The sequence below is a fragment of the Nocardiopsis synnemataformans genome (genome assembly GCF_965343085.1).
Classification (GTDB): Bacteria; Actinomycetota; Actinomycetes; order Streptosporangiales; family Streptosporangiaceae; genus Nocardiopsis; species Nocardiopsis alborubida.
In genome coordinates this window covers 1-22,197 of sequence record NZ_CBDRFA010000026.1, presented here as the reverse complement: position 1 = coordinate 22,197, position 22,197 = coordinate 1, and the positions used below count along the sequence as shown (strand labels likewise).

General features: G+C 70.0%; 24 protein-coding genes and 1 pseudogene. 12 read left to right on the top strand and 13 right to left on the bottom strand.

The window, feature by feature from the left end; translation table 11 throughout:
• Positions 1–6: 6 nt before the first annotated feature.
• Positions 7–1,059 (top strand): acyltransferase, encoded by a 1,053-nt coding sequence (locus ACSIH6_RS16645; protein WP_435109211.1) that lies wholly within the window; start codon positions 7–9, stop codon positions 1,057–1,059.
• Between the two features lie 52 nt (positions 1,060–1,111).
• On the opposite strand, the gene ACSIH6_RS16640 is transcribed toward ACSIH6_RS16645, so the two are convergent.
• Genes ACSIH6_RS16640 through ACSIH6_RS16615 form a run of 6 tightly spaced genes read right to left on the bottom strand, consistent with a single transcriptional unit; the run spans position 1,112 to position 7,215 of the window.
• A complete protein-coding gene (locus ACSIH6_RS16640) occupies positions 1,112–2,017 on the bottom strand; it encodes an aldo/keto reductase (RefSeq protein ID WP_435109210.1) in 906 nt (301 codons plus the stop codon).
• A 54-nt stretch (positions 2,018–2,071) separates the two neighbouring features.
• The gene (locus ACSIH6_RS16635; RefSeq protein ID WP_435109209.1) at positions 2,072–2,989 is read right to left on the bottom strand and encodes an NAD-dependent epimerase/dehydratase family protein; all 918 of its coding nucleotides are present in this window, start codon (positions 2,987–2,989) and stop codon (positions 2,072–2,074) included.
• An 11-nt stretch (positions 2,990–3,000) separates the two neighbouring features.
• Positions 3,001–3,621, bottom strand: a complete 621-nt coding sequence (locus ACSIH6_RS16630; protein WP_435109208.1) for an HAD family hydrolase — start codon at positions 3,619–3,621, stop codon at positions 3,001–3,003.
• Complete coding sequence (locus ACSIH6_RS16625) at positions 3,618–5,150, bottom strand: AMP-binding protein (protein WP_435109207.1); 1,533 nt, start codon at positions 5,148–5,150, stop codon at positions 3,618–3,620. Before ACSIH6_RS16625 ends, ACSIH6_RS16630 begins: the two co-directional genes overlap by 4 nt.
• On the bottom strand, positions 5,150–6,277 hold the full coding sequence (locus ACSIH6_RS16620; RefSeq protein ID WP_435109206.1) for an acyl-CoA dehydrogenase family protein: 1,128 nt from the start codon (positions 6,275–6,277) through the stop codon (positions 5,150–5,152). The genes ACSIH6_RS16625 and ACSIH6_RS16620 overlap by 1 nt, the downstream gene beginning before the upstream one ends.
• Entirely contained in the window at positions 6,274–7,215 is a 942-nt protein-coding gene (locus tag ACSIH6_RS16615) for an ADP-dependent NAD(P)H-hydrate dehydratase (RefSeq protein ID WP_435109205.1), read from the bottom strand. The genes ACSIH6_RS16620 and ACSIH6_RS16615 overlap by 4 nt, the downstream gene beginning before the upstream one ends.
• Positions 7,216–7,298: 83 nt before the next feature.
• On the opposite strand from ACSIH6_RS16615, the gene trpD reads away from it, so the two are divergent.
• On the top strand, positions 7,299–8,345 hold the full coding sequence (gene trpD, locus ACSIH6_RS16610) for an anthranilate phosphoribosyltransferase (protein WP_435109204.1): 1,047 nt from the start codon (positions 7,299–7,301) through the stop codon (positions 8,343–8,345).
• Between the two features lie 17 nt (positions 8,346–8,362).
• Here trpD and ACSIH6_RS16605 read toward each other — a convergent pair whose 3' ends face one another.
• The gene (locus tag ACSIH6_RS16605; protein ID WP_435109203.1) at positions 8,363–9,202 is read right to left on the bottom strand and encodes a nucleoside-diphosphate kinase; all 840 of its coding nucleotides are present in this window, start codon (positions 9,200–9,202) and stop codon (positions 8,363–8,365) included.
• Positions 9,203–9,593: 391 nt separating this feature from the next.
• On the opposite strand from ACSIH6_RS16605, the gene ACSIH6_RS16600 reads away from it, so the two are divergent.
• The 3 genes from ACSIH6_RS16600 (at position 9,594) to ACSIH6_RS16590 (ending at position 13,393) form a co-directional block, all read left to right on the top strand.
• A complete protein-coding gene (locus ACSIH6_RS16600; protein WP_435109202.1) occupies positions 9,594–10,925 on the top strand; it encodes an NsdA family TPR-like regulatory protein in 1,332 nt (443 codons plus the stop codon).
• Positions 10,926–11,438: 513 nt separating this feature from the next.
• Positions 11,439–12,338, top strand: a complete 900-nt coding sequence (locus tag ACSIH6_RS16595) for a LysR family transcriptional regulator (protein ID WP_435109201.1) — start codon at positions 11,439–11,441, stop codon at positions 12,336–12,338.
• 164 nt (positions 12,339–12,502) lie between these two features.
• Positions 12,503–13,393 (top strand): MBL fold metallo-hydrolase, encoded by an 891-nt coding sequence (locus ACSIH6_RS16590; RefSeq protein ID WP_435109200.1) that lies wholly within the window; start codon positions 12,503–12,505, stop codon positions 13,391–13,393.
• Between the two features lie 171 nt (positions 13,394–13,564).
• Here ACSIH6_RS16590 and ACSIH6_RS16585 read toward each other — a convergent pair whose 3' ends face one another.
• Positions 13,565–13,798: a DUF397 domain-containing protein gene (locus tag ACSIH6_RS16585; protein WP_435109199.1), complete on the bottom strand. Its 234-nt coding sequence runs from the start codon at positions 13,796–13,798 to the stop codon at positions 13,565–13,567.
• Here ACSIH6_RS16585 and ACSIH6_RS16580 point away from each other — a divergent pair.
• The 3 genes and pseudogenes from ACSIH6_RS16580 to ACSIH6_RS16570 all read left to right on the top strand — a co-directional run.
• Positions 13,757–13,858 (top strand): annotated as a pseudogene (locus ACSIH6_RS16580) (hypothetical protein); the annotation flags it as partial. The gene ACSIH6_RS16585 and the pseudogene ACSIH6_RS16580 sit on opposite strands and share 42 nt — an antisense overlap.
• A 102-nt stretch (positions 13,859–13,960) precedes the next feature.
• Entirely contained in the window at positions 13,961–14,605 is a 645-nt protein-coding gene (locus ACSIH6_RS16575) for a carbamoyltransferase C-terminal domain-containing protein (RefSeq protein ID WP_435109267.1), read from the top strand.
• On the top strand, positions 14,589–15,053 hold the full coding sequence (locus tag ACSIH6_RS16570; RefSeq protein ID WP_435109198.1) for an NUDIX domain-containing protein: 465 nt from the start codon (positions 14,589–14,591) through the stop codon (positions 15,051–15,053). The genes ACSIH6_RS16575 and ACSIH6_RS16570 overlap by 17 nt, the downstream gene beginning before the upstream one ends.
• Before the next feature lie 117 nt (positions 15,054–15,170).
• On the opposite strand, the gene ACSIH6_RS16565 is transcribed toward ACSIH6_RS16570, so the two are convergent.
• From ACSIH6_RS16565 to ACSIH6_RS16555, 3 genes are all read right to left on the bottom strand, one after another.
• Positions 15,171–15,749, bottom strand: coding sequence for a hypothetical protein (locus ACSIH6_RS16565; RefSeq protein WP_435109197.1), 579 nt, complete (start codon positions 15,747–15,749; stop codon positions 15,171–15,173).
• The gene (locus ACSIH6_RS16560) at positions 15,698–15,931 is read right to left on the bottom strand and encodes a hypothetical protein (protein ID WP_435109196.1); all 234 of its coding nucleotides are present in this window, start codon (positions 15,929–15,931) and stop codon (positions 15,698–15,700) included. The genes ACSIH6_RS16565 and ACSIH6_RS16560 overlap by 52 nt, the downstream gene beginning before the upstream one ends.
• Positions 15,932–16,571: 640 nt before the next feature.
• Complete coding sequence (locus tag ACSIH6_RS16555) at positions 16,572–17,735, bottom strand: tetratricopeptide repeat protein (protein ID WP_435109195.1); 1,164 nt, start codon at positions 17,733–17,735, stop codon at positions 16,572–16,574.
• Between the two features lie 388 nt (positions 17,736–18,123).
• Between ACSIH6_RS16555 and ACSIH6_RS16550 the strand changes: the two genes are divergently transcribed.
• On the top strand, positions 18,124–18,255 hold the full coding sequence (locus ACSIH6_RS16550) for a hypothetical protein (RefSeq protein WP_435109194.1): 132 nt from the start codon (positions 18,124–18,126) through the stop codon (positions 18,253–18,255).
• Positions 18,252–19,427 (top strand): methyltransferase domain-containing protein, encoded by a 1,176-nt coding sequence (locus ACSIH6_RS16545; RefSeq protein ID WP_435109193.1) that lies wholly within the window; start codon positions 18,252–18,254, stop codon positions 19,425–19,427. Before ACSIH6_RS16550 ends, ACSIH6_RS16545 begins: the two co-directional genes overlap by 4 nt.
• A gap of 143 nt (positions 19,428–19,570) precedes the next feature.
• Here the strand turns inward: ACSIH6_RS16545 and ACSIH6_RS16540 are convergent, their stop codons facing one another.
• Both ACSIH6_RS16540 and ACSIH6_RS16535 read right to left on the bottom strand, forming a co-directional pair.
• Complete coding sequence (locus ACSIH6_RS16540) at positions 19,571–19,747, bottom strand: DUF397 domain-containing protein (RefSeq protein WP_435109192.1); 177 nt, start codon at positions 19,745–19,747, stop codon at positions 19,571–19,573.
• A complete protein-coding gene (locus ACSIH6_RS16535) occupies positions 19,744–20,562 on the bottom strand; it encodes a helix-turn-helix domain-containing protein (protein ID WP_435109266.1) in 819 nt (272 codons plus the stop codon). Before ACSIH6_RS16535 ends, ACSIH6_RS16540 begins: the two co-directional genes overlap by 4 nt.
• A gap of 261 nt (positions 20,563–20,823) precedes the next feature.
• Between ACSIH6_RS16535 and ACSIH6_RS16530 the strand changes: the two genes are divergently transcribed.
• Together ACSIH6_RS16530 and ACSIH6_RS16525 are read left to right on the top strand one after the other, a co-directional pair.
• Entirely contained in the window at positions 20,824–21,726 is a 903-nt protein-coding gene (locus ACSIH6_RS16530) for an ATP-binding protein (RefSeq protein ID WP_435109191.1), read from the top strand.
• A gap of 216 nt (positions 21,727–21,942) precedes the next feature.
• On the top strand, positions 21,943–22,197 hold a 255-nt coding region (locus tag ACSIH6_RS16525; RefSeq protein ID WP_435109190.1), incomplete at its 3' end, for a hypothetical protein.

The following is a 22,197-nucleotide window of genomic DNA, read 5'->3' as shown; positions in this document are numbered from 1 at the left end:
GGTGTCGTGGAAGACGTCAAGGCCCAGGTGCGCGCGTCGCGTTCAAGCATCAGCGAGCAGGCGCGGATCGATCCCACGGCGGTGATCGTGGCCGATGAGTTGGTCGTGGAGGACGGAGCGGTGGTGGGCCCCGGATGTGACCTGCGGTCGGCCCGGGTGCACCTGGGCGCGGGTGCGTCCGTGGGCGCGGGCTCGCAGGTGTTGGCCGCCGACGTGTTCCGCCTGGGCGAGGGCACACGGTTGGACGCTCACGCGCAGGTGGTGTGCCGGGAGTTGGTGGTGGGCGCGGGCACCTACCTCGGCCCCCGGTTGCAGGTGGGTGCCGGGGCGAGCATGGAAGAGGAGTCGCTGGTGTCGATCGGGGATCGGTGCCAGATCGCCCCGGATGTGCTCATCAATCCCACCCAGCCGGTCAGGATCGGCTCGGACGTGGGAATCAGTCCCCAGGTGGCGCTCTGGACACACGGTTACCATTCGGGGCACCCGGTCCGGGAGGGCCACGCGGCGACCTTCGCGGGGGTCGAGATCGGCGACGGGGTGTGGTTGGGTTTTCGCTCCACCGTGCTGCCGGGGGTGCGTGTGGGCGCGGGCACGGTGGTGGCGGCGACCGCCACCGTGACTTCCTCGCTTCCCTCCCAGGTGTTGGCCGCAGGGGTACCCGCGAGGGTCAAGCGCGCGCTGACCGCCCAGAGTCTGGCCCCGGACGCGCGTGCGCAGGCGGTGGAGGACCTGGTGCACGCCTGGGTGGAGCGTTTGCGCTTCAAGGGGATGGTGGTGGAGCGCACCGAGAGGGGATGGAACATCGACGAGGGCCAGGGCCGGGCCTGGAGCGTGTCCCAGCAGCGCGCCCTGACCAGCATGGTCGGGATCCTCCCCACCCGCCCCCGGTTGGGGGCCGAGGTGCTCTTCGACTTCGGTGAGCCGCTGCGGGTGACGGGCAAACTCGACGAACTGGGTCATGACCTGCGCGACTTCTGCCGACGGGCCACCTGGTACTTCCCCTACCCCATCAACTCCACCGGGTTGGTCCCGCACCGGTTCGCGCGCCTGATGGACTGACCCCACCTGCCCCGGAGGAGCGGGCGCCGACGGCTGTTGCCTCATCACCCTTTCACCCGGCCAGGTACGCGAGTGCGGCGGCCGACAGGTGCACGTTTGCGACCTGCCACGCCTCGCGCACCTGCGCCGGGGTGCGCGCTCCCATGATGGGAATCACCGCGGCGGCGGTGGCCGCACGCAGGTAGCTGATCGCGGCCACGGTGGAAGTGGTGCACAGGTCGGCGGCGACCTCGCGTAGGCGGTGCAGCCGTGCGGTGTTGGCGTCGGTGCGGTAGGTGGCGTGGGTGTGGGCGTCATGGCGGCCGCTGTGGTGGGTGGCCAGGAATCCCGCGGCCAGCACACGGTAGGGCAGTACGGCCAGGTTCTGTTCGATGGCCAGGTGCAGGTGGTCGTCGTCGGCCTCGACCAGCCACGGCTCGCGAACGGGGCGTGTGCGGCGTGCCAGGCTCCACAAGGGCTGGGTGCACACCGGGATCGTCAGGTCGTGTGCGCGCGCGTAGGCGATCCAGGCACGCAGCCGCGGTGTGCTCCAGTTGGAGGCCCCTACCCGCACCGCCGTGCCGGTCCGGGTGATGTGGTGCAGGGTGTGGGCGACTTCGGCGACCGGGACGGCTGGGTCGTCCCGGTGCAGGACCAGTACGTCCGCCGGGCGGCCCAGTCGGTGTGCGGAGCGCTCGGCCGAAGCGGCGAGGTGGTCGGCGTCCAGTACCGCGCGGTCGAGACGGGCCGGGTCCAGTCCGGCCTTGGTCACGATGCGCACCGGTGCGCCGCTGCGTCGGGCCCAGTCGCCGATCAGGGTTTCGGCGTGCGCTCCCCCGTAGGTGGGGGCGGTGTCCAGGAGTTGACCGCCCCGTTCGGCGAACGCATCGAGCAGGGCATGGGTGGCCGCGGTGTTCAGGGTGGAGCCGAATTCGAAGGTGCCCAAGGCCAGCGGGCCCCAGGCGAACAGATCGGACATGGTGGAACCTCCCCTAGGGGCGGCCTCGCCCGGAGGCCGCCCGAGGCGGGTGTGTTACGCGGGCAGGCTGGCCAGTTCTCGTAGCCGGGAGCGTTCACGCCAGGTCTGGGCCAGCGCCTGTTCCCAGGCGCGGTGGGGGATGGACCCGTAGGTGTCGGTGAACAGGCGCGTGTCGGCGGTGAAGGAACGGATCTCGTTGGGGCGGGCGGGGCCGTAGGTGATGTTGCCTCGGCCGACCAGTTCCAGAACTGTTCGGGCGAGCTGGCTCACGGTCGTGGGGCGGCCGGAGCCGAGGTTGACCACAGGCAGCAGGGCGGGCTTGTCCAGGATCCGCTGGAGCATCAGCAGGGCGTCGTCGATGTAGGTCAGATCCCGTGCTTGGAAACCCTCACCCTCGATCGTGAGGTCGACGTTGTTGTCGGCGGCGTCCAGGAAGGCGGGGACGACCGCGTCGGCGCCTTCGGCGGGGCCGAAGATGTTGAAGAACCGGACGACGCCGATCTGTTGGTCGGCGCGCAGCAGGGGTCGGTACACGCAAGCCAGGAACTCGCTGGCGGCCTTGCCGGTCGCGTACGGCGAGCGGGGCGCGCATCGGTAGGACTCGGCCAGCGGGCCGGGCCGGTCGCCGTAGACCTCACAGGTGGAAGCCATCACCAGCCGCCGGGCGGTGGAGGCGGCGAAGGTACGCAGCAGGTGGTGATCGACGGAGAGGTTGTGCGTCAGGGCACCGGGGTCGGTGAAGCTGGCGGGGACGGACTTGCGGGCGGCCAGGTGGACGATGGTGTCGATGCCCTCCAGGTCTTGGGAGTGCAGGGCGCGCACGTCGCGCCGGTCCAGCCCGGCGGGTGGGGACGACAGGCTGGGCACGGACAGGTCGTCCACGGGGTGGACAGTGGTGCCGCGCCGGCGCAGCAGGTCAGTGAGTGCGCCGCCGATGAAGCCGGCGGCGCCGGTGATCAAAACCGGGTTCACAGGTGTGCTTTCTAGAGGGTGTCGAGGAATCGGGCCAGGTGGGGCACGGTGCTGTAGTGATGTGCGCTCAGGCCGAGATCGCGGGCGCTGTGGACCACCACGGCGATGTCGTCGACCAGTGTCAGTTCGTGTCGGCCGACGTGGTGGTGGGCGGCGATGTGGTCGAAGAAGGCCGGTTGGGGTTTGGTGGTGCCGATCTCGTGGGAGCACACGATGTGGTCGAACACCATGAGCAGGTCGCTGTAGCGGCGCTTCCACTCCTGGGCGTGCAGGGTGTTGGTGTTGGAGACTCCGACCAGCGCCCGCACCTGGGGCTTGACGGTGGCCAGGAGGTCAACCAGGGCGGTGTTGCCGGGGCCGTAGATGGCGTTCCAGCCTCGGGTCAGGTCGGTGTCGGACAGGTCCACGTCCAGGAGGTGACGCAGGTGGTCGAGATAGTCGGCGGGGTTGAGTTGGCCGCGCTCGAAGGCGTCGAACTCCTCGTCGATACGCCACCTCTGCACGAGGGAGACGGGGTCGGCGTCTGCGGCCTCGGCCCAGGCCCGCACGGCGCGGTGGAAGGAGTAGTCGAAGACAACTCCACCCATATCGATGACGAGCACCGGGCGGGTGGGGGCGGTGGTCTGGTTCATGACGGGGCTCCCAGGGGTGCGGCTTGTCGGAGCAGGTCGGCGTAGTGTGCGCGCAGGGGGCCGCGGCGGGGTTTGCCCGTGCTGGTGGCCAGCCCGCTGGCTTCGTCCCAGATGTCGCAGAGCACCAGCACCTGGTGCAGGTCGCACCAGGGCAGGGCACCGCGCCGCTGTTGGGCCGCCACGGCCTCGGTGAGGTCCTCGGCCAGGGCCTGGCGGCGTCGGGTGTCCCACGGGCCGGTTTGGGGTGCCGAGACCAGGGCCACCGTGTGCGGCAGCCCTTCACCGATCAAGCAGGCCTGTTCGACGTGGGGCAACGTGGCCAGGTAGGCCTCGACGGGTTCGGGGCTGACCCAGCGCCCGCGAGCGGTCTTGAACGTGCTGGCCACACGTCCGTCCAGGTACGGCTGGCCTCGGTGGAGGTGGGCACCGTCGCCGGTGTGCCACCACTGGTCGTCCGCGACGACCGGCCGGGTGTGGGGCCAGCGTGTGACGTAGCCCGCCGCCAGGTGGGGAGAGTCGATCACCAGCTCCGAGTGGTCGATGCGCCAACGCACCCCGACCGGCACGCCGAGTCCGGGTCGGCCGGCGCGAGGTTGGTGGAAGGCGGGCACGGTCGTCTCGGTGGAACCGTAGGCTCCGGCCACACGTAGCCCCACCCGAGCCAGAGCCCGGGCTAGGGACGGGTCCAGGGCGGCGGCCCCGTTGACGGCCAAGTCGATAGAGCCCAGCGCACGGCGCAACGCGCCTCCGGGGGTGCCCTGGGCGGCGCGGGCCAGGCGGGCCCATACGTGGGGCACGCCCAGGAGCGCCTGAGGGCGGTGGTGGATCAGATCGCCGCCGAGTCTGTGCGGGGTGGAGGTGTGCACGAGGGTGCCGTACAGGCACATCAGGTAGTGGCCCATGATGCGCTGGGCCACGTGGGAGACGGGCAGGTAGCTCACCGTGTTGCGCGGGCGCCTGGCCGAGCGAGGCCAGTGCCGGTTCCAGGCGCCCATACCGTCCAGGAGCCCCTGGTGGGTGAGCACCACCGCGCGGGGGGCACCGGTGGTGCCGGAGGTGAACACCACCGCGGCGGCCGGATGTGTGAGTTCGGCCGCGCGTGCGTGGGCCCGGTCGCGCACCTGCGAGGGTGCCACCGCGGCTGCGGGAGTGGCCTGCCAGGAGTGGACGGTGACGGCGCGGTCGGCCGCCGCCCGGGTCAGGGACGCGGACAGGGGTTGTTCGGTCAGGATCAGCCGGGGGCGCACCGTCTCCAGCACGGTCCAGACGTGGGCGGGCAGCAGTTCGGGTACGACCGCGGGGACAGCTCCGGCCAGCAGCACCGCCAGGTCGGCGATGTGGAAGCCGGGACCGCCCGGGGTGGACACGAGCACGAGGTGTCCGGGCCTGACTCCGTGCTCGAAGAGCTGCTCAGCCAGATGCACGGCCGCCCCCAGAACGGCGTCGAAGGACCACGGTCGCCGCTGCAGGTCGGTCACGGCGGTAGCCGATCCGGGATGGGCCAGGAACCGGTGCAGGAGCGTGTCCATCACAGCTCCGGGGCCGCAGGGCGGCCCAGGAGGGCCGCGCCGGCGAGTTGGCGCCCCCGGGAGGCGACCAGGGCATGGCGGGAGGCGACCAGGCTGTCGCGCCAACACCGTTCCAGGCCGGTGGAGCGGTGTACGGCGCTGCTGCCCGCGGCGTCGAACAGTTCCTGGCACACCTGCCGGGCGGTGGCCGCCATGTGACAGCACGCTGCCCGCACCCGTGCGCGGACCTGACCGTCGACCGTTGCGGTGCGGGCCTGGCCCCAGGCGTGGGAGACGGCCGCCTGCACCAGGGTGTGGGCGGCGTCCAGGGCGGCGTGGGCGTGGGCGTAGATCTGTTGCGGGTGCGCCTGGTCGGCCAAGGCGCCGCGCGCGTGCCGGGTGTGGGTGTGGTCGGCGATGTCTCGGAACAGCGCGAGGGCGCGGTGGGCGGTGGCGTGGCTGACCTGGGCGATGCACGCGGCCAGCAGCCCGTAGAGGGGGAAGCGGTACAGGGCGTCCTCGACCACTGCGGGTTCGGTCAGGTCGAGGCTGTGCGCGGTCTCCACGGTGGTGTCGACCGTCACCGAGCACGAAGCGCTGCCGCGCAGACCCAACGCGTCCCAGTCGTGGTGCACGGTGGCCTGTGCGGCGTCGATCAGGAACCAGCGGACCGTGGGCGTATCGGTGTGGACCCGGGCGGCCATGGCGGCCAGATCCATGTGGTCGGCACCGGTGACCAGTGGCCACGTCCCCGACAGCGTCACCTTGCCCGGTCCGGCGGGGAGGGCCTGCCCCATCGGTGCCGATCCGCCGGCGATCACTACGGTGCCCGGCAGGGCCGGACACACCTGACGCGCCACCTGGGGCCCCACCCGGGCCAGGAACGCCCCGGCCGGGGCGTGGATGGCCGCGGCCCATCCGGCCGCCGGGTCGGCCGAAGCGACCTGGTGCACCGCCTCCAGGATGCGGGGAACCTCCCACTGGTGGCCGCCGTAGTCGGCGGGGACGGCGGCCAGTGGCAGTGGGCTGGCGCGCAGGGCCTGCCATACCTGCGGTGCCAGGGTGTGGTGGCGTTCCCCGTGCTCGGTGTGGGTGCGGGCCTGTTCGCACAAGGTGCGCAGTGCGGTGTCCGACGTGGTGGTGTTCATGACATCCTCATCTGTGTGAGCGGGTCGGTGGCCTGGGGCGACCACAGGTCGCGCACCGGTCCGGCCAGGGCGTCGACGAGTTCGTGGGGCAACCATCCGGGCCCGGTGTGTGCGGTGAGCTGTTCACCGGCGCGCCCCAGCAGGTGGCACCCCAGGGCCGCGGCCTCGGAGGCAGGGACGGTGTGGGCTACCAGGCCAGCGACCAGGCCGGCCAGGACATCACCGGTGGAGTGTTTGGCCAGCGAGGGGTGTCCGTCATGGACCTGCCAGTGCTCGCCGCATGCGCCCACGATCTGGTCGGGGTCACCCTTGGCGACCACCACGGCGTTCAAGTCGTCGGCCAGCGCGACGAGCTGTTCCAGGCTCGGGCGAGCGCGAGGTCCTGCGCGATGGCCGGTCAAGGCGATGGCCTCGGCACGGTTGAGCAGCACCACCTCGGGGGCCAGGGCACACAAACGGTCTCTCCCCGTTACCCCCTCGCCCAGGTTGCCGTCGATGACCACCTGTACAGGCGCGGCCGTGCGCACTCGGGCGAGCGCGTCCACCACCACCGACGCACGGGGGTTGCCGCCCAGCCCGGGTCCGATCAGCCACACCAGGTGACCGTGGGCCCCGGTGTGCTGCATGCGGGTGTGCAGCGCCGTGGTGGCCCGCACCAGCGCGGCCACGTCGGAGCCGTCGAGTTCGACGCCCGCGGCGCGCTGCAGGTGGACCTGGAGTCCGATGGTGGCAGCCGCGGGCACATGCGGTGCCAGTACCCGCGCTGAATGGGTGCCCGCGCGCAGGGCTCCCAACGCCGCCAGGTAGGGCGAGGACCCGTAGGCCTGGGAACCACCGATCACGAAGACGTGGCCGCCATCGCCCTTGATCTCCCCGGGGTGCAGGTGTTGGCGCGCCACCGTGTACGCCCAACCGCGGTCGATGTGCTGTGCTCTCATCGACTGCTCCCGAACCGGCCGTGGAGCGGGGGTGAGGTGGCTACTGTGCTGAGTGCATCCCGGCACGCCCCTAGGAGATTCTCGTGACTACTCGATCCTGGCGAGAGCTGTTGGCCGCGCTGTTGTGCGGCCAAGACCTGACCGAGACCGACACCCGATGGGCGATGGGCCAGGTCATGGACAACGCCGCCGACCCCGCCGAGCTGGCCGGGTTTCTCATCGCTCTGCGCGCCAAGGGCGAGTCGGCCTCTGAGATGGCGGGTCTGCTCGGTGCCCTCATGGCACGTGTGGTGCCCCTGCCGGTGGACGGGTCCACCGTGGTCGACATCGTCGGCACCGGCGGCGACGGCGCCCACACCGTGAATGTGTCCACCATGGCCGCGATCGTGCTCGCCGCGACCGGTACCCGCGTGGTCAAGCACGGCGGCCGATCGGTCTCCTCCCGAGCGGGCTCCGCCGATGTCCTCGAAGCGCTGGGCATCCCCTTGGACCTGAACCCTGCCCAGGTCGCCCGCTGTGTCGAGGAGGTCGGTATCGGTTTCACCTTCGCTCCGGTCTTTCATCAGGGTCTGCGCCACGCTGCCCCGGTGCGCAGGAAACTGGGGGTGCCCACGGCCATCAACTACCTGGCGCCGCTCACCAACCCCGCCGCCCCGCACACCTCGTTGGTGGGCTGCTCCAACACCGATCTGGCGCCGGTCCTGGCCCAGGTGCTGGCCGAACGGGGGTCCACCGCGCTGGTGGTGCGTGGCCAGGACGGGTTGGACGAGATCACCACCGCAGCACCCACCCAGGTGTGGACCGTTGCCGACGGTCGGGTGGAGCGCACCCTGCTCGACACGGCCGAGCACGGGCTGCCCCGCTGTGGTCCCGACGCCCTGTGCGGAGGGGACGCCACCTTCAACGCCAGCGTGGTGCACCGGGTCGTGGAGGCAGAACGCGGGCCGATCCGTGACGCGGTCCTGGCCAACGCCGCCGGAGCCCTGGCCGCCCACCGCGGGTGGCCACACGGGTTGGACACGGCCTTCGCTGAGGCCATGGAGACCGTTTCGGCGGCCGTGGACTCCGGTGCCGCCCACACCCTGGTGCAGGACTGGATCAAGTTGGCCCGGTCCCTGTCCACGTCCTAGGAACCCAACGGGACAGGTCACCGGCTTTCCTCCCGCTGTGCCGCCTCGGTGAGCAGCGGTACCCGCGCGGACCAGGCGCGGACCGCTGCCCACCGAGGGGTTGCTTCGACGTTCTGGATGTCGTTGAGCATGCGCTTCAGGCCACCGTGCCGGTCGACCCCGAAGGTGACGGTCTGGCCTTCGGTGGCCGGCACAGGGATGGGGTAGCACTCCTGGATACGGCGCATCTGCTCGGGCCAGTCTTGGCACCACCGTTGGGCGAGCAGACGCCGCCAGGCCTGACCGATGATCTGGACACGTTGTGTCCAGGGCAGGAAGAGCCCCAGTTCGCGGACCACGTCTGCGGGGTCGTCGGAGGCGTGCACCATCGTCAGCAGGCGGTTGGGGCTCTGGGCCACAGACCTGAGTTGATCATCGCTACGCCCACGGACGGTGTTGGGGCCCTTGAGCTGGTTCATGATGCGGGTGGGCTCGTTACCGGGATGGTGGAGCCAGACCAGCATGCCCGGCCCGAGAGCGACCACCGCGTCCAGCAGCAGCAACCGTTCGGCCGTGGCCCGGTCCAACTCCGACCACCACAGCCCGCGTACACCGGCCCGGTCTAAGGAGGCAGGCGTCGAGGCCAAGACTTCGAACCCTGCTCGACCGATTCGGCTGAGCACCGCGCTCGCGCCGCCCGAGGCGAAGCAGTCCGGACGTACCCACACCAGGGCCGTCGTCGTCGCCAGACAATAGGCCTGATCAGTTCCCACCTGGGCGCGCAGTGACGCCCAACTCTCCCGAAGGTAGGGGTCGTTGCCGTACCTGGTGCGCTTGCCGTGGTCGGCCGTCAGCCTCCACAGCGCAGGAGGGGCCATGTCCAGACTGTGGGAGAGGCCGTGTCGCACCTGGTGCTCACGGCTACGCAAGCCGTACCGTCGGCCCTCCACCGATGGTTGCGCACGATCGACTGTTTCCTGGGTCATGATGCCCTCCAGCGTCCAAGGGGTACACGTGAGGCGGTAGGTCACCCGAGCGAGCAAGACCAGGTCCCGTGCGGCGGGACGTCCTGTGAAGGGGTGGTCCACCAATCGGGCCCGGCGGTGAAGTCTGACTGTGCAGAGGGGCTTACACAGCGTCCTGGGCTCAGCCGATTCTGCGCAGCGGGGGGTAGCGTTCACAATTGCCATGGCGCGACAAGAGGACTTACCACCACGTGGTAAGTCCTCTTGTCTTTTCTCCGGGGTCGGAACGGATTACCGTCAGGGGGTGACCCCCCACGCCCGCGCGAAGATCGCCGCCCGCCTGCGGCAAGAGGCTGAAGACGGTCAGTGGTCTCGCGCGTACCTCGTTCAGCGAATCCACGAACAAGCGCGCACACCAACCGTGCTCATGGCCTGGCGCCTGTCAATGGGTTGGAGCCAGCTCGATCTGGCTTGCGAGATACAGCAGGCTGCCGAGGCCACCGCCGACCCCTGCGCCCCAGCGCCCAGCCCCCACCAAATTTCACGTTGGGAGAGTTCGGGAGGGACGGTCAGCGCCTACTACCGTTCGTTGCTAGCGACGGTCTACGGCGTCACCCCGGGACGTCTGGGTGCCAACGTGTCCGGTTTTCACCCACTCGCCAACCCTGAGGGAGACGACGTGCACCGTCGACAATTCCTGACCACCGCCGCATCCACCGCCGCCGTGGTGCCTTTGGCCGACATCCGACAGATCCTGGATGCACCCCTGCGACGAGTGCTCCCGACCTCCGACATCCAGCACTGGTCCGCAGTGGTCGAGGGACATGTCTCCTCCTACGGAACCACGAAACCGGCGAACCTGATCGAGGCCCTCACTCCCGATCTGGCCGAGGTCAGCCAGCTCGCGAAGAGGTTTCCCCATCAACGCGACCTCCAGATGATCACCTCCCGCCTGTGCGGGCTCACCGGAGCGTTGCACACCGACCTGGACAACAGCACCGAGGCCCAGGGGTGGTTGCGCACAGCCACGGGGTACGCCGAGTTGGCTGATGACGCTGTGATGCGCACCTGGTCGGCGATGGCCAGCGCGATGGACGCCTACTACGCGCACCGACCGGCTGAGACCGTCCGCATATCGGTCAAGGCCCGCGAGAGCATCGGAGATGAGGGGGGCTGTGCCTTGGCGCAGCTTGTGGGGTTGCAGGCACGGGCACATGCGTTCGAAGGCGACAAGGAGGCTGCGGCAGAAGCGCTCCATGCCGCCTGTGACATTCACCAGAGCGCCCCGATCGACGACGGATTCTTCGGCTTCCCGGAGAAGCAGATGGTGGCCTACTCCGCGTCGGTACTCAGCCATACAGGTGATCCTTCGGCCTGGGATGTGCAGGACCAGGCGATCGAACTGCACCAAGACGCCCCGTTGGACCTAGCCGTGTTGCGCCTGGAGCGAGCCACCTTCCAGCTCCTGACCGGAGATGTGGACGCCTCTGCTGTTACCGCGACGGATGCGGTGCGAAAACTGGACCCATCCCAACGCATTCCGCTCTTCCTGGACCAGGCCAGCGCCTATGCCAGCAGGCTAGAGGAACACAGTCCGCAGGCAGCCTCCACCTACCGTTCCCATCTGACGCTGTAAGCCTGCTCTAGAAGTTAGAAGCTCTGTTCGCTAGACAACTCCGGTCAAATTTTGACCACCAAAGCAACGCCTCCTGGCCAATCCCCGGGCCTCCTTGCACCCGCTCAGCCAACTGGCCAAACTTGCCGACGATCCCCTACTTCCAGCGAGGAGCGTCTGGCCGCGGCGCCCACTGCTTACGGTGAGAAGGAAGGCGTGTGCCCTGAGCAACCCGTTGCCGGGCTACGCCTTGGAACCCGCTGTCACGAGCGACACATAGGCGCAACCGTCGAACTTCTCCGTCGAGCAGTGTGTCCGTGGAGCCACCATCACTTTCCACGTCCTGGACGAGCGACCATTACCGAGTACAGACCCACCCAACACAAGACATACCTGCGACCGGTCCCAGGCCCCGACGCAGCTTGGGACAGGTCCACCTATTCTGGGTAGACCCTTTACTGGCGCTTTCCCCTGCTATGGGCGGGCGGGATCGTACGGTGCCGCTTCACCCACCGAAGGGAAGCGCCTGTGTCCATGCCTCTGTCCACCGACCCCACCGACATCGCCCTCATCCAGGGCATCCGGGACCTGGGCAGCATCGCGGCCGCCGCACGCAGCATGCCCCTGAGCCCTGCGGCAGCTGCCCGACGCCTCACCAGACTGGAAAACCATATTGGAGGCCTCCTCGTGAACCGAGGATCGCGCACCACCACACTCACCCCGCTGGGAAAGCGGTACGCCCGCTGGGGCGCCGAGGTCCGCGCCCTGTGGGACTCCCTGCCCGACCATCCTGATGACCCCGGCACCGACACCGTCCACGTCGCGGTCCTGGGCGCCGCCCTGGGCCCGCACGGCGGAGCCATCCTCGAAGAGGTCCGCCACCGCTACCCGTCGGTGCGCCTGGTGGAGATGCCGGTGACCGCCCTCACCATTGGTGACCCCATCGCCGGAGGCGCCGACTTGGTCTTCGGTCAACTGCTCGGGGACGAGGAACGCGAACTGGGCTGGGAGACGCGGGTGACCGGTGAATGGGACCGGGCCGTGGTCGTTCCGGCCTGGAGCGACTACGCCGACGCCGACCGGCTCGCGCCCACCGAAGTGCAAGGCCCCTGGCTGTACGCGCCCGCCGGGGACCGCCGGCACGCGAAATGGATGGACGACACCCCGGTGGCCGAGGCGCCCCGCGACATCGTCGTGGACACCCCCTGGCGGGTGGCTGGCGCGGTGGAGGTCTCCGGCCGCCCGGGCCTGCACACCATGATGGCCGCCCCCTCCATGCGCACCCCTGGCACCGCGTGGGTTCCGCTCCAGGGGCGCCGGGTCAAGATCGGCGTCGGTATCCGCGCCGGAGACGCGCGGCCCGTGGTGCGCACCGCCTTCGACCTGGCGGGCATGTGCCACGGCGCCGCCAATCTCGACGACCTGGACGAGTAGAGGCTGCTCCGCATTCTGTCAAGAGGTCAGCGGCGCACACTGTGCGCCGCTGACAGCTACCGGGCGGCCACAAGCCGTGGTGACCTGGAGATGGCCGCCCGGCCCACTCTCCTCCACCGTCCGGGCGGCCACCCAGGCCGTCACAGACCGGAGGTAGGAACAGGATGCTCGCCGACGCCACGCTCACCCGCACCCACCACACCCACAGCCCCAACGCGCCGACCCTGTCTCGACTCAGCCCGCGGGTGTGGACCACCCGGTGGACCGCGAGCCCCGGCGCGAGCCTGCTGGTGGACCGTCACGCGCAGCTGACCCTGGTCGACCACGGGCTGACCCTGGACGCCGCCGAAGAGCTGCTCAGCGAGCTGTACACGAGCGCGCCGGGGCTGCGCGTGGCCCGGGTGGTGTGGCTGCGCTGGGACCACGGCCTCTCCGAGCGCGTGCCCCAGCGCGTGGAGCTCCTCTACCCCCGCCAGATGCAGGCGTCGGATGCGCCGCCGCCCGCGCCCGCGCGCCCGCAGGACCGGCAGTGCCGGGCCCGCACCCACCACACGCCGCTGATCGGGCTGCCCGATGTAACCCTGCACGCCATCGCCCCCGAGCAGGGCATCGTGTGGGACGCCGCCGACCGCATCCTGATCGCCGGGGACCTGCTCGCGCCGCTGGTGCCGGAGCTGAGCGCGCTGACCCCCACCCAGGCCGCGGCGGCGCTGGAATGGGCGCTGGACCACCAGCCCCGGACGGTGGTGGGCGCCCACGGCACCCTCATCCGCAGTGCCAACTGCATCGAGCGCGCTCTGCGCGCCCGCCTGAGTTACCTGCGCGTGCTGGAGGGCGTGTGCATCCAGGCCCGCCGCACCGGCGCCCCGCCGCAGATCGCGGTAGGCCAGGCGATGGCGGACGGACGCCTGGGCGCCTGGCCGGTCGCGCCCGAGCGGCACTTGGTCAACGTCCACGCCGGGCTCGCCGAGCTGGAGGGGCGGGCGCTGGACCTGCGGGAGGTGGTTGCGGACGTGCGCGCCCTCGCGGCCGCCCGCCCTGGCCGCACCCGGTGAGCCACTGGCCCGCTCTCCTCCTGGAGCGGGCCCTTCCCTGGCGCCATCGTCTCCGGGGCGCCCGGCCCTCGGCGCACCGGCCCGCCGGGGGCCCGCCACGTTCTACCGTCCAGAGGAACGCCAGTGGCCCGGGGCAACCTGCCTGTCCCGGGCCACTGGCGTATGAGACCTCTACCGGATCACTGATGCCAACCAGGCCGTCCACTCCGTGCGGTCGAATGCGAGACCTCCAAGCTCACGGTTTTGGGTATCGCGCACTGCTCGCTCGGCGCCGACCGCGCCCACTTCGATGCACCCTGAGGAGCGCTCGCTGTAACCGGCCTTGCGCCATCCCCATGCGAACGCCCCCGGGCGGTCGCCGGAGGCGTGGCCCTGAACTGTGTGGCCAACGAGGCCGTGCGCCACACGCCCGAGGTGCGTGAGCTGTTCGTGCTGGCCCCGGCCTCCGACCGAGGCCAAGCGCTGGGCAACGCCCTAGCCGTGTGGCACCACGCCACCGGCCAGGTGCCCCGCCTCCCGCTGGCCGCCGACTCCTTCGGCCGCACCTACAGCGACGCCGAGATCAAGATGGCGCTGCGCCGCGAACCCGCCTCCGGGCTGATGGAGCGCCGCCGGACCACGTTCTCCTGGCAGCGTGAGAGCGACATCGCCCGCGTCGCCGCCCAGCTGCTCGCCCACGGGCGCCTGATCGGCTGGCACCAGGGCGGCGCCGAACTCGGGCCGCGCGCGCTCGGCCACCGGTGTATCCTCGCCGACCCGCGCACCCCCGCCAGCCGAGAAGACCTCACCGCCCGCATCAAACACCGCGAACCCTTCCGGCCCTTCTTCCCCGCCGACCAGGCCGACGACTGGTTCACCACGCGGGGTGAACCCTCGCGGCTGTCACCGTTCATGCTCGGCGCACCCCACCTGCGTCCCGCCCGGATCGGGCAGGTACCCGCGGTGGCGCACCTGGACGGCAGCGCCCGCGCCCAAACCGTGGACTCCGCACACGAGCCGCTGTTCGCCACGGTGCTGGCCGAGTTCGGCCGCATCACCGGCGTGCCGCTGGTGCTCTCCACCAGCTTCAACACCCAAGAGCCGATCGTGGAGACCCCCGCGCACGCGCTGGCCACGTTCCAAGCCAGCGACTTGGACGCGCTCTGTATCGGCAACTACCTCGTGCAGAAGGTCCCCACGCGAGAGGATGAACACCATGACCACCACTCCTGAGCTGCGACGGGCCGCCCGCGTCATCGTCTTGGACGAGGCCGACCGCGTCCTGCTGCTGCGCATCGACGACCACGGCCGCGTCTTCTGGGCCACTCCCGGCGGCGCCTTGGAGGAAGGAGAGAGCGAGGAGGCCGCCGCCCGGCGCGAGGTCGCCGAAGAACTCGGACTCGACGGCATCGCCCTGAGCCCGCCGCTGGCCCGCCGGACCAAGGACCACCAGGTCGGTACCACCCAACGCCGCCAGGTCGAGACCTACTACCTCACCCGTGTGAACGCAGCGTCGGCCGACATCGCCACCGGGACGCAGACCGACAACATTCAGGCCCGGCGCTGGTGGCATTCGGCCGACATCGCGGTCAGCGCCGAACCGGTTTACCCGCTCGGGCTCGCCGACCTCGTCCAGACCTACCTGCGAAAGGGAGCGCCGACCTCCCCCATGCAGCTGTAAACCTCCGTGCCCGGACTCGGCCCATCCCGTCCGGGTGCGGAACCCAGCGCCGTCTTCGTCAGGGGATGGAAGACGGCCCCGGGGCCCGCCCGGCTCCACGCCGGGCGGGCCGCCGCGTCAGGTCGTCCCCTCCGCTGAGGGAAGAGCGATCATGAGGGGCTCACCGGCCACGCGCCCGTCCAGGGACCGCCAGGCCGTCACCCAACGCCGGAAGTACTCCTGGTCCCCTCCCAACGAGACTATGAATGCGTTGAGCAGGGTGAACGACGGGAGTTTGTCGCGGCCGCGGGAGAGCGCCTCACAAAACCCCGCGGCCGAGCAGGTGCCCACCCGACGTGCCATCACCCGGTAGGAGGGGGATCCGGCCCAGCGCCGGTAGCGGCGCATCATCTCCACGAACTCCTCGACGGTGCGGGCCCCCAGAGGGTCGGGCCTGAGCTGGTAGCCAGGAACATCGTCGGGCGCGTGCGATTCGGGCTCCCGAGGGGCCGGGGCGGCCCGGGCCGCCGCGCGGGTGGAGCGCACACCCGTGTTCAAGAGAACGGGATCCAGGTTGACCTCCCGGAAAGGCACCACCGGGACTTCCCCCCAGAGTCGGCCGTCATCGTCCACCCGGATGTTCTGGGGGTGGGCGCCGGGCTGGATCATGAAGCGGATGTCGCCGCGTGCGCGGTGGTGGTGGGGTTGGGCGACCATCGCGTGTCCCGGGGCAGGGCACGGCGGGCAACCTGGCCGGCGATACCGAGCGCGGCCGCGGCCAGGAGCAGGGCGGTGGCCACGTCGTAGCCCTGCCGGTGCAGGAAGAGGGCCAGGGCGATCACGGTGCACATGAGCACGATGCGCCCCGTCGCCGTGTCGATGACAAAGTGAGCGGTCATGAAGGAACTTTCGTGAGTGGCTTTCAGATTCGGCTGGATGGCCGCACCGGGCCCCGAAGCACGCGAGGGTGACGAGAAATGGAAGATGCCACGCGCGAGCAGGTACGGGCAGGGATACGGCTGAAAGGCCGATGGGGGAAAATTACCTCACGGGGGGCCAGAGGACTACGGTCTTGCTGGAGGTATGTCCGCCTCTGGCGGTGCTGCTGCCGCAAGTCACCTTCGTGCTGTTTGTCGCCTCGGTGGCACCTTACCGACCAGTACTGTTCGGCGGTGTTCGAGAACGTTCAGAAAAGGGCTCACGCTGTTCTCGTGACGTTCTGGAGCTTTGAAACGCGCGCAGACGGGTAAGCAAAAGCGTGGGTCAGGCCGGAAGGAATTTCCCAGTTTCGGGCATCCGTATTCCTGGTTTAGGGAATAATGGAACCCCGGTGAGAGGCTCGGCTGGATGACGGGGAGCGCGAGCCGGAAGATCTCGCGCTGACCGGTGACGGGCCTCAGGGGCCGGTCCCTGCTCCCCTCCATGAGCAGGGGCCGACCCGCCACCTCCCCCCAACGCTGCCTCCAGGGCCTGCGCTGCGCGCACCAACACCGCGGCCCGCCCGGCGTGGAGCCGAGCGGGCCGCGAGGGACGGGACCTTCACTCCTGCGAGCGAGCCTCCAGAACGCGGATGCTCTCCCGTACCTGGTCGATCCGCAGCTCGTACCCCATCTCCTGGTAGATCTCCAGCGCCCGCCGGTAGGCGGCCAGCGCCTCCGGGCGCTCCCCGCGCGCGGCATGCACCTCACCCAGGGTGTCGCAGGCCGCCGCGAGTGCATTGTCCTCGCCCAGGCGCTCGGCGAGCTCCACCGCGCGCCGCGCCGGCGACAGCGCCTCCTCGACTCGGCCCGCCTGGGACAGGCTCCAGGCGCGGCCGTTGGTCGCCGCGACCTCCAGCGCGCTGCCGGTGCCGTCGTGCTCAGCCAACACCACCCCGTACTGGACCAGCGCCTCCTCATGCTCCCCGGCCCACGCCAGCGCCGCCCCCAGGTGGTAGGCGGCCCGGACGGCGTGCTCGCCCCCCACCCGGGCGGCGACCCGCACCGCCTCGCGGCCGTGCTCCACGGCCTGGTCGTGCTCGCCGCGGCGCCGGTGCGCGGTGGAGAGCACCAGCAGCCGGTCATAGACCGCGGTGTCCTCACCCAGAGCGCGGGCAGCGGTCAGCCCCAGGTGAGCCACCTCCACCACCTGGTCCGCGTGCGGGCCGTGCGGCAAACGCGTGTCCAGAGCCTGGGCCAGACGCAGCGACTGGGCGGGGTCGTCGTGGCGGTAGGCCTGGCCGATGGCCTCCACGACCTCGCCGTGGTGTTCGTCCAGCCACGCCTGCGCGGCCGCCGCGCCGGCGAAGGCGTCGTCGTCGCGACCGTTGAGCACGCCCTCGGCCGCCGCGGCGGTGCGCACCAAGTCCTCGCGCTGGTACCAGGCCGGAGACGGATCGTGGGGCCCGGACGGAATGAAGCCGGTGAAATGCCAGACGGCCGGGTCGAGCCCGTCGGGCGTTACGTACCCGCTGTACCCACCGGGTGGGGGCAGCGGACCGTAGCAGGCGCGGGGGTTGGTGTCCTCGTTCCCGTCGCGCTCGGGAAGGTCGCGCCCGTCCGGCACGACCAGCATCGCGCCCAGGTCCTCCAGGGGCTGGGCCAGGTCCTGGGCGGCGTAGACGCCCTCCAGGGTCGTGCCCGCCAGACAGGCGGGGCCGCCTACCAGGCGCACCGAGACGTACTCGGGGTCGGAGTGCGTAGGGGGTGTGGTGTGCGCGCTCATAGGTCTGAGACTGCCACATAGCGCCAACACACGTGGACGGATCACACAGTCTTAGGATATTCCCGATGTTGGCTCAGCTCAGGAGGGTACTCGGATAAGACGAGGTAACCTCGCCCGCATAAGGGCCCACTTTTTGCTCATATCGGCTTCTGACACCACGAACCCCTATAACCCGTAGCTGTTCCCGGCCGACGAGCCGGACAACCGCTGTGCCTAGGGGAGGTAACTGCGGACGTGCGTGCCCTCCTGGCCATCCGCCCCCGCCGCGTCGGCACCTTCCTCCGGCGCTGGCCTGGTTGGGCCAGGTCCAGCCACGCACGTGACAACCCGTCCGCCTCGGGCTACCGTCCAGGAGACACCCTGTCCCCCGAGCAGTGAGGCATGACCCATGGGCACCCACGGCAACCAGGACAAACCCTCCGACACCGGGCGCGGCAGCGACTCCGACGGCCAGCAGGGCACCAAACACGGGAGCGAGGGCTTCCCGACCCCGTCCCAGGACGGGCAGGGCGGCACGTGAGCCCCGGCGCGGCCCTGTCCCGCGCCCTGACCGCCAAGGGCGCGCTCACCGACCCTGCCTGGCAGCGCGCGGTCCTGGCCGTGGACCGCACCGCGTTCGTGCCCGACACCGTGTGGGCCGCCGACAGCGACGGCTGGTTCGCGCCCCTGCCCCGCGCACACGCCACCGTGCAGCGGTGGATCGGCGAGGACGTCTCCCTCATCACCCAGATCGACGACGGCCACCCCACCGGCGCCGACGGGCGCGGGCGCACCCCCAGCAGCTCGCTGTCCCAGCCCTCCCTCGTGGTGGCTATGCTCCAAGCCCTGCACGCCCGCGACGGGATGCGCATCCTGGAGATCGGCACCGGAACGGGCTACAACACCGCCCTGCTGTGCGAGCGGTTCGGGGCCGACGCGGTCACCTCGATCGAGATCGACCCCGGCGTCGCCGAGCAGGCCCGCGACGTGCTGGACCGGCTCGGCTACAAACCCACCCTGCTCATCGGCGACGGCGCCGCTCCGGCCCCGGGCGACTACGACCTGCTGTTGTCCACGGTGGCGGTGCGCCACCTGCCCGCGGCCTGGCTGGCCGCGCTGCGCCCCGGCGGGACGGTCGTCACCCCCTGGTCGCCCGGCGCCGGGTTCGCCTCCGCCTGCCTGCTGCGCCTGGAGGTCGACGCGCCGGGAGGCGGGCACGGGCGTCCGCTCGCCGACGCCGCATTCATGCTCATGCGCGACCCCGCTCACCGGCCCGAGCCGTTGGGCCGGAATGCGTTCGTGGACGAGGACGCCCCAGGCGTGCGCCAGGGCCTGATCCAGGTCAACCCCCGGGTCGTGACCGACCGCCACCCCGGATGGACCCTGGCCCTGGGCCACCTGGTCCCCGGCCTGGGATATGCCTCCTACGAAGCCGACATCGACGCCAACCCAGTGGCGGCAGGGGAGGCCACGGTCTATGTCTTCGACCGCGATGGCTCCGGCTCCTGGGCGCTGGCCGAGTACACCCCCTCCGGGGCCCCCTTCGAGACGAAACGGTACGGGCCCCGGGACCTGTGGGCGGAGATCGCCGCCGCCCGCGCCGCCTGGCAGGCGGCCGGATCCCCCGGCCGGGACCGGCTCGGCGTGGACATAGACCCCACGGGACACGCCCACCTGTGGGTCGATGAACGCAACAGGCCTTTAGCTGTGTAGGACAGATAAAGCTCACAGAGGTTCCATGGGATGGGATGCACCGCCCTGCAGCCTTGGACCAAAAGCACATGCCGGGTAGCCTCGTGTGGCGACATGGAACCGGCCCCCGCCAACTGCTCTGGCGGGGGCCGGTTCACTTGGTGTTACTGGTTACTGATTGCCTTGAGCCAGGCGGTCCACTCGGCTGCTGGCACGTCCAGCTGGCCCAGGTGCCGGTTCTGGGTGTCCCGAACCCCGGTGGTGGGACCTTCGTGCACCTCCACGCAGCTGCCACTGCCGCTGCTGTAGCTGGCCTTGTGCCACCCGTTTTCGTTGTTCATGCGCCGTCGTCCAATTCCTTCAGCAGTTGGAGGCTGACCGCTTCGGAGTGGGCCTCGCCTTGGAGTAACCCGAAGGAGGTCAGGCACTCTCGGTACCGGTCAGGATCGTTGATCACCGTCTCCCCGGTCATGTACTCCGCTGAGGCCACGGGGGCCTTGTCGGAGAAGGTGTACAGCCGGAAAGGCCCTCCACTGCCGTAGTGGCGCCCGGTGGTCCGGGGGATGATCTGCACCCGTACCTTACCGGTCTCCACATCAGTGATCAGTCGTTGCCACTGGTCGCGGAGTAGGTCTATGCCACGCGCCCCCAGTTGCTGGTGCAAGACACCTTCGGTGATCAAGAAGATGGCCAGCGGTCGTGGATCCTTGTCCAGGAGCTGCTGGCGCTCCATCCTGCCCTTGACCATGCTGTCGATCCGGCGCGCGCTCATACCTGGGAAGATGTCCTCGAACACCGCCCGCGCATATTCCTTGGTCTGTACAAGCCCGGGAACCACCAACGGTTGGTACTCACGGAGTTCCACAGCAGCGGATTCCAGGTCAGGAAGTTCGACGAACCTCGCTGGCGCTGCGACCTGCCGCTTTGCTCTTTCCCAGGCTGCGATTACCTGGCCACCAGCCCTCACCTGGCGGTCAAGGTCGGCGATGACCTTCTCCGAAGGGGCTCTCACCCCGGTCTCCCAGTTCGAGTAGAAGCCGCTCGACACAGACAGCTGCTCGAACACATGTCGCTGGCGCAGCCCGGCCTCCTCACGGAAGCTCCGTAGCGTCCTACCGAAGGCCTCCCACGCTGGATCAGCCCTCCTGTGCCCCATGTACTTCACCTTCGCTATGCCAAAAAATTAACTTTCTCACTAGAATTTTACCTCAGTCGTGAGGATCTTCGCCATGTCTCCAACTCTCCTCCCGTATGGCGAGATGCCTTGAGCTGCTGGTATGTCACCGTCATGGTTGTCATACGCGTCACTTGGCGAAGTCGCATGAAAAATTCGCTCCAGTGATAAAGCGTACTTAAAGGGACACGGGCACAAAAAAGCCCTGGGGCCGGACTTGGGAAGGCGCGGCCACCAGGGCGAATGCCCCACCCCTGGACGACGACGAACGAGGTGAGACGCATGCAGTGTATCGAGCCGACCAATCCCCCGACCACGATCTCAACCGACCTCCGGCACAAGCTCACCGCTCCCCAGGTCGCACCGGCAGCATCGCACGGACAGACTTTTCCCGGGGACCGTGCTTCGGTGGGTGAGGCGCGCGTCTGGTTGGACGCGACCCTGCGGGCGCTGAGGGTCCCCGCTGCGATGACCGACAGTGCCACGCTGGTGCTCTCGGAGTTGGTCAGCAACGCCATCACGCACACCCGCAGCGGTCAGCGAGGCGGTGAGGTGAGCGTGGAGACCCTGGTGCACCATCAAGGTTTGCGCACCGAGCTGACCGTGCGGGTGATCGACGACGGCGCTACCACCGTGCCGCGGCCCCGAGAGGTTTCCCCGGACGCCGAGCACGGCCGCGGCCTGTTCCTGGTCCAGGCCCTCACCCAGGCCTGGGGGAAGCTGAGCGACGGGCGCTGCGGGGTGTGGGCGCGCTGGTCCTGGCCCACCCTGACCGCGCACCCCACCTGGGCGCTCGGATGGCGACTGGATGTATCCGACGACGGCAGCGCCGTAGTCGCCCACCACCCTGGCGAGGACCTCACGCTGGTCGGTCCGGATCTGCCCTCGCTGCGCGAGCGGGTGCGCGCCGTCACCGACGTGCGGTGCCTGCGCGAGTACTATCGCGGCTGGTCGCTGACCTACGACACCAGCCAGGAAGGCCCTACCTCGTTCAGGGCACAGCGACGCGAACGGCTCTGCGCGCCCGGACGCGGGCAGGTGGATGAGTTCACAGCCTCCACGGTGGGTGAGCTGCGGGGACGGCTGTTGGGCCAGGTAGCCGCCGACCGCAACACCGACCGGGCGCGGGTGCGCCCGATTCCCTGAGTTGCCGCCCGGTGCCCTATGTGGCCGCCGGGCGGATACCGACCCCGCGCCGACTCGCTCGTGCGGCGCGGAGGGGAGCCAGTCCTTTGGGGGGAGCTGGCTCCGGGTCTGTCCCTCTTGGGGAAGAGGGACAGACCCCACTTCTCTCTCCTGCCTAAGCCCACGTCTCCACGAAAGGTGAGCGCTGTGCGTCCCGCTGTAGGCCCGACCGCAGCCTTGGCCCACGTCAAGGCGCCGCGTCAGCGGCACCACACCGCTGGGCTGTCTCGGAAAGCTTGCTGCGGCCGCTGCACAGTGCACCGGCTTGGCCGCTCAAGGCAGGCCACCTCGCGGGGCGCCCAGAACGGCGTCGAGCGCTGGCTTCTGACCACCTTTCGCGCCCCTGCGGTGGAGGTTGTGGTCGTGCTGCCGGTGGGCTGTGAGCTTGAGTTCCTCATCCTGATCACCGGCGGGCTGGACACGCTGGTTCAG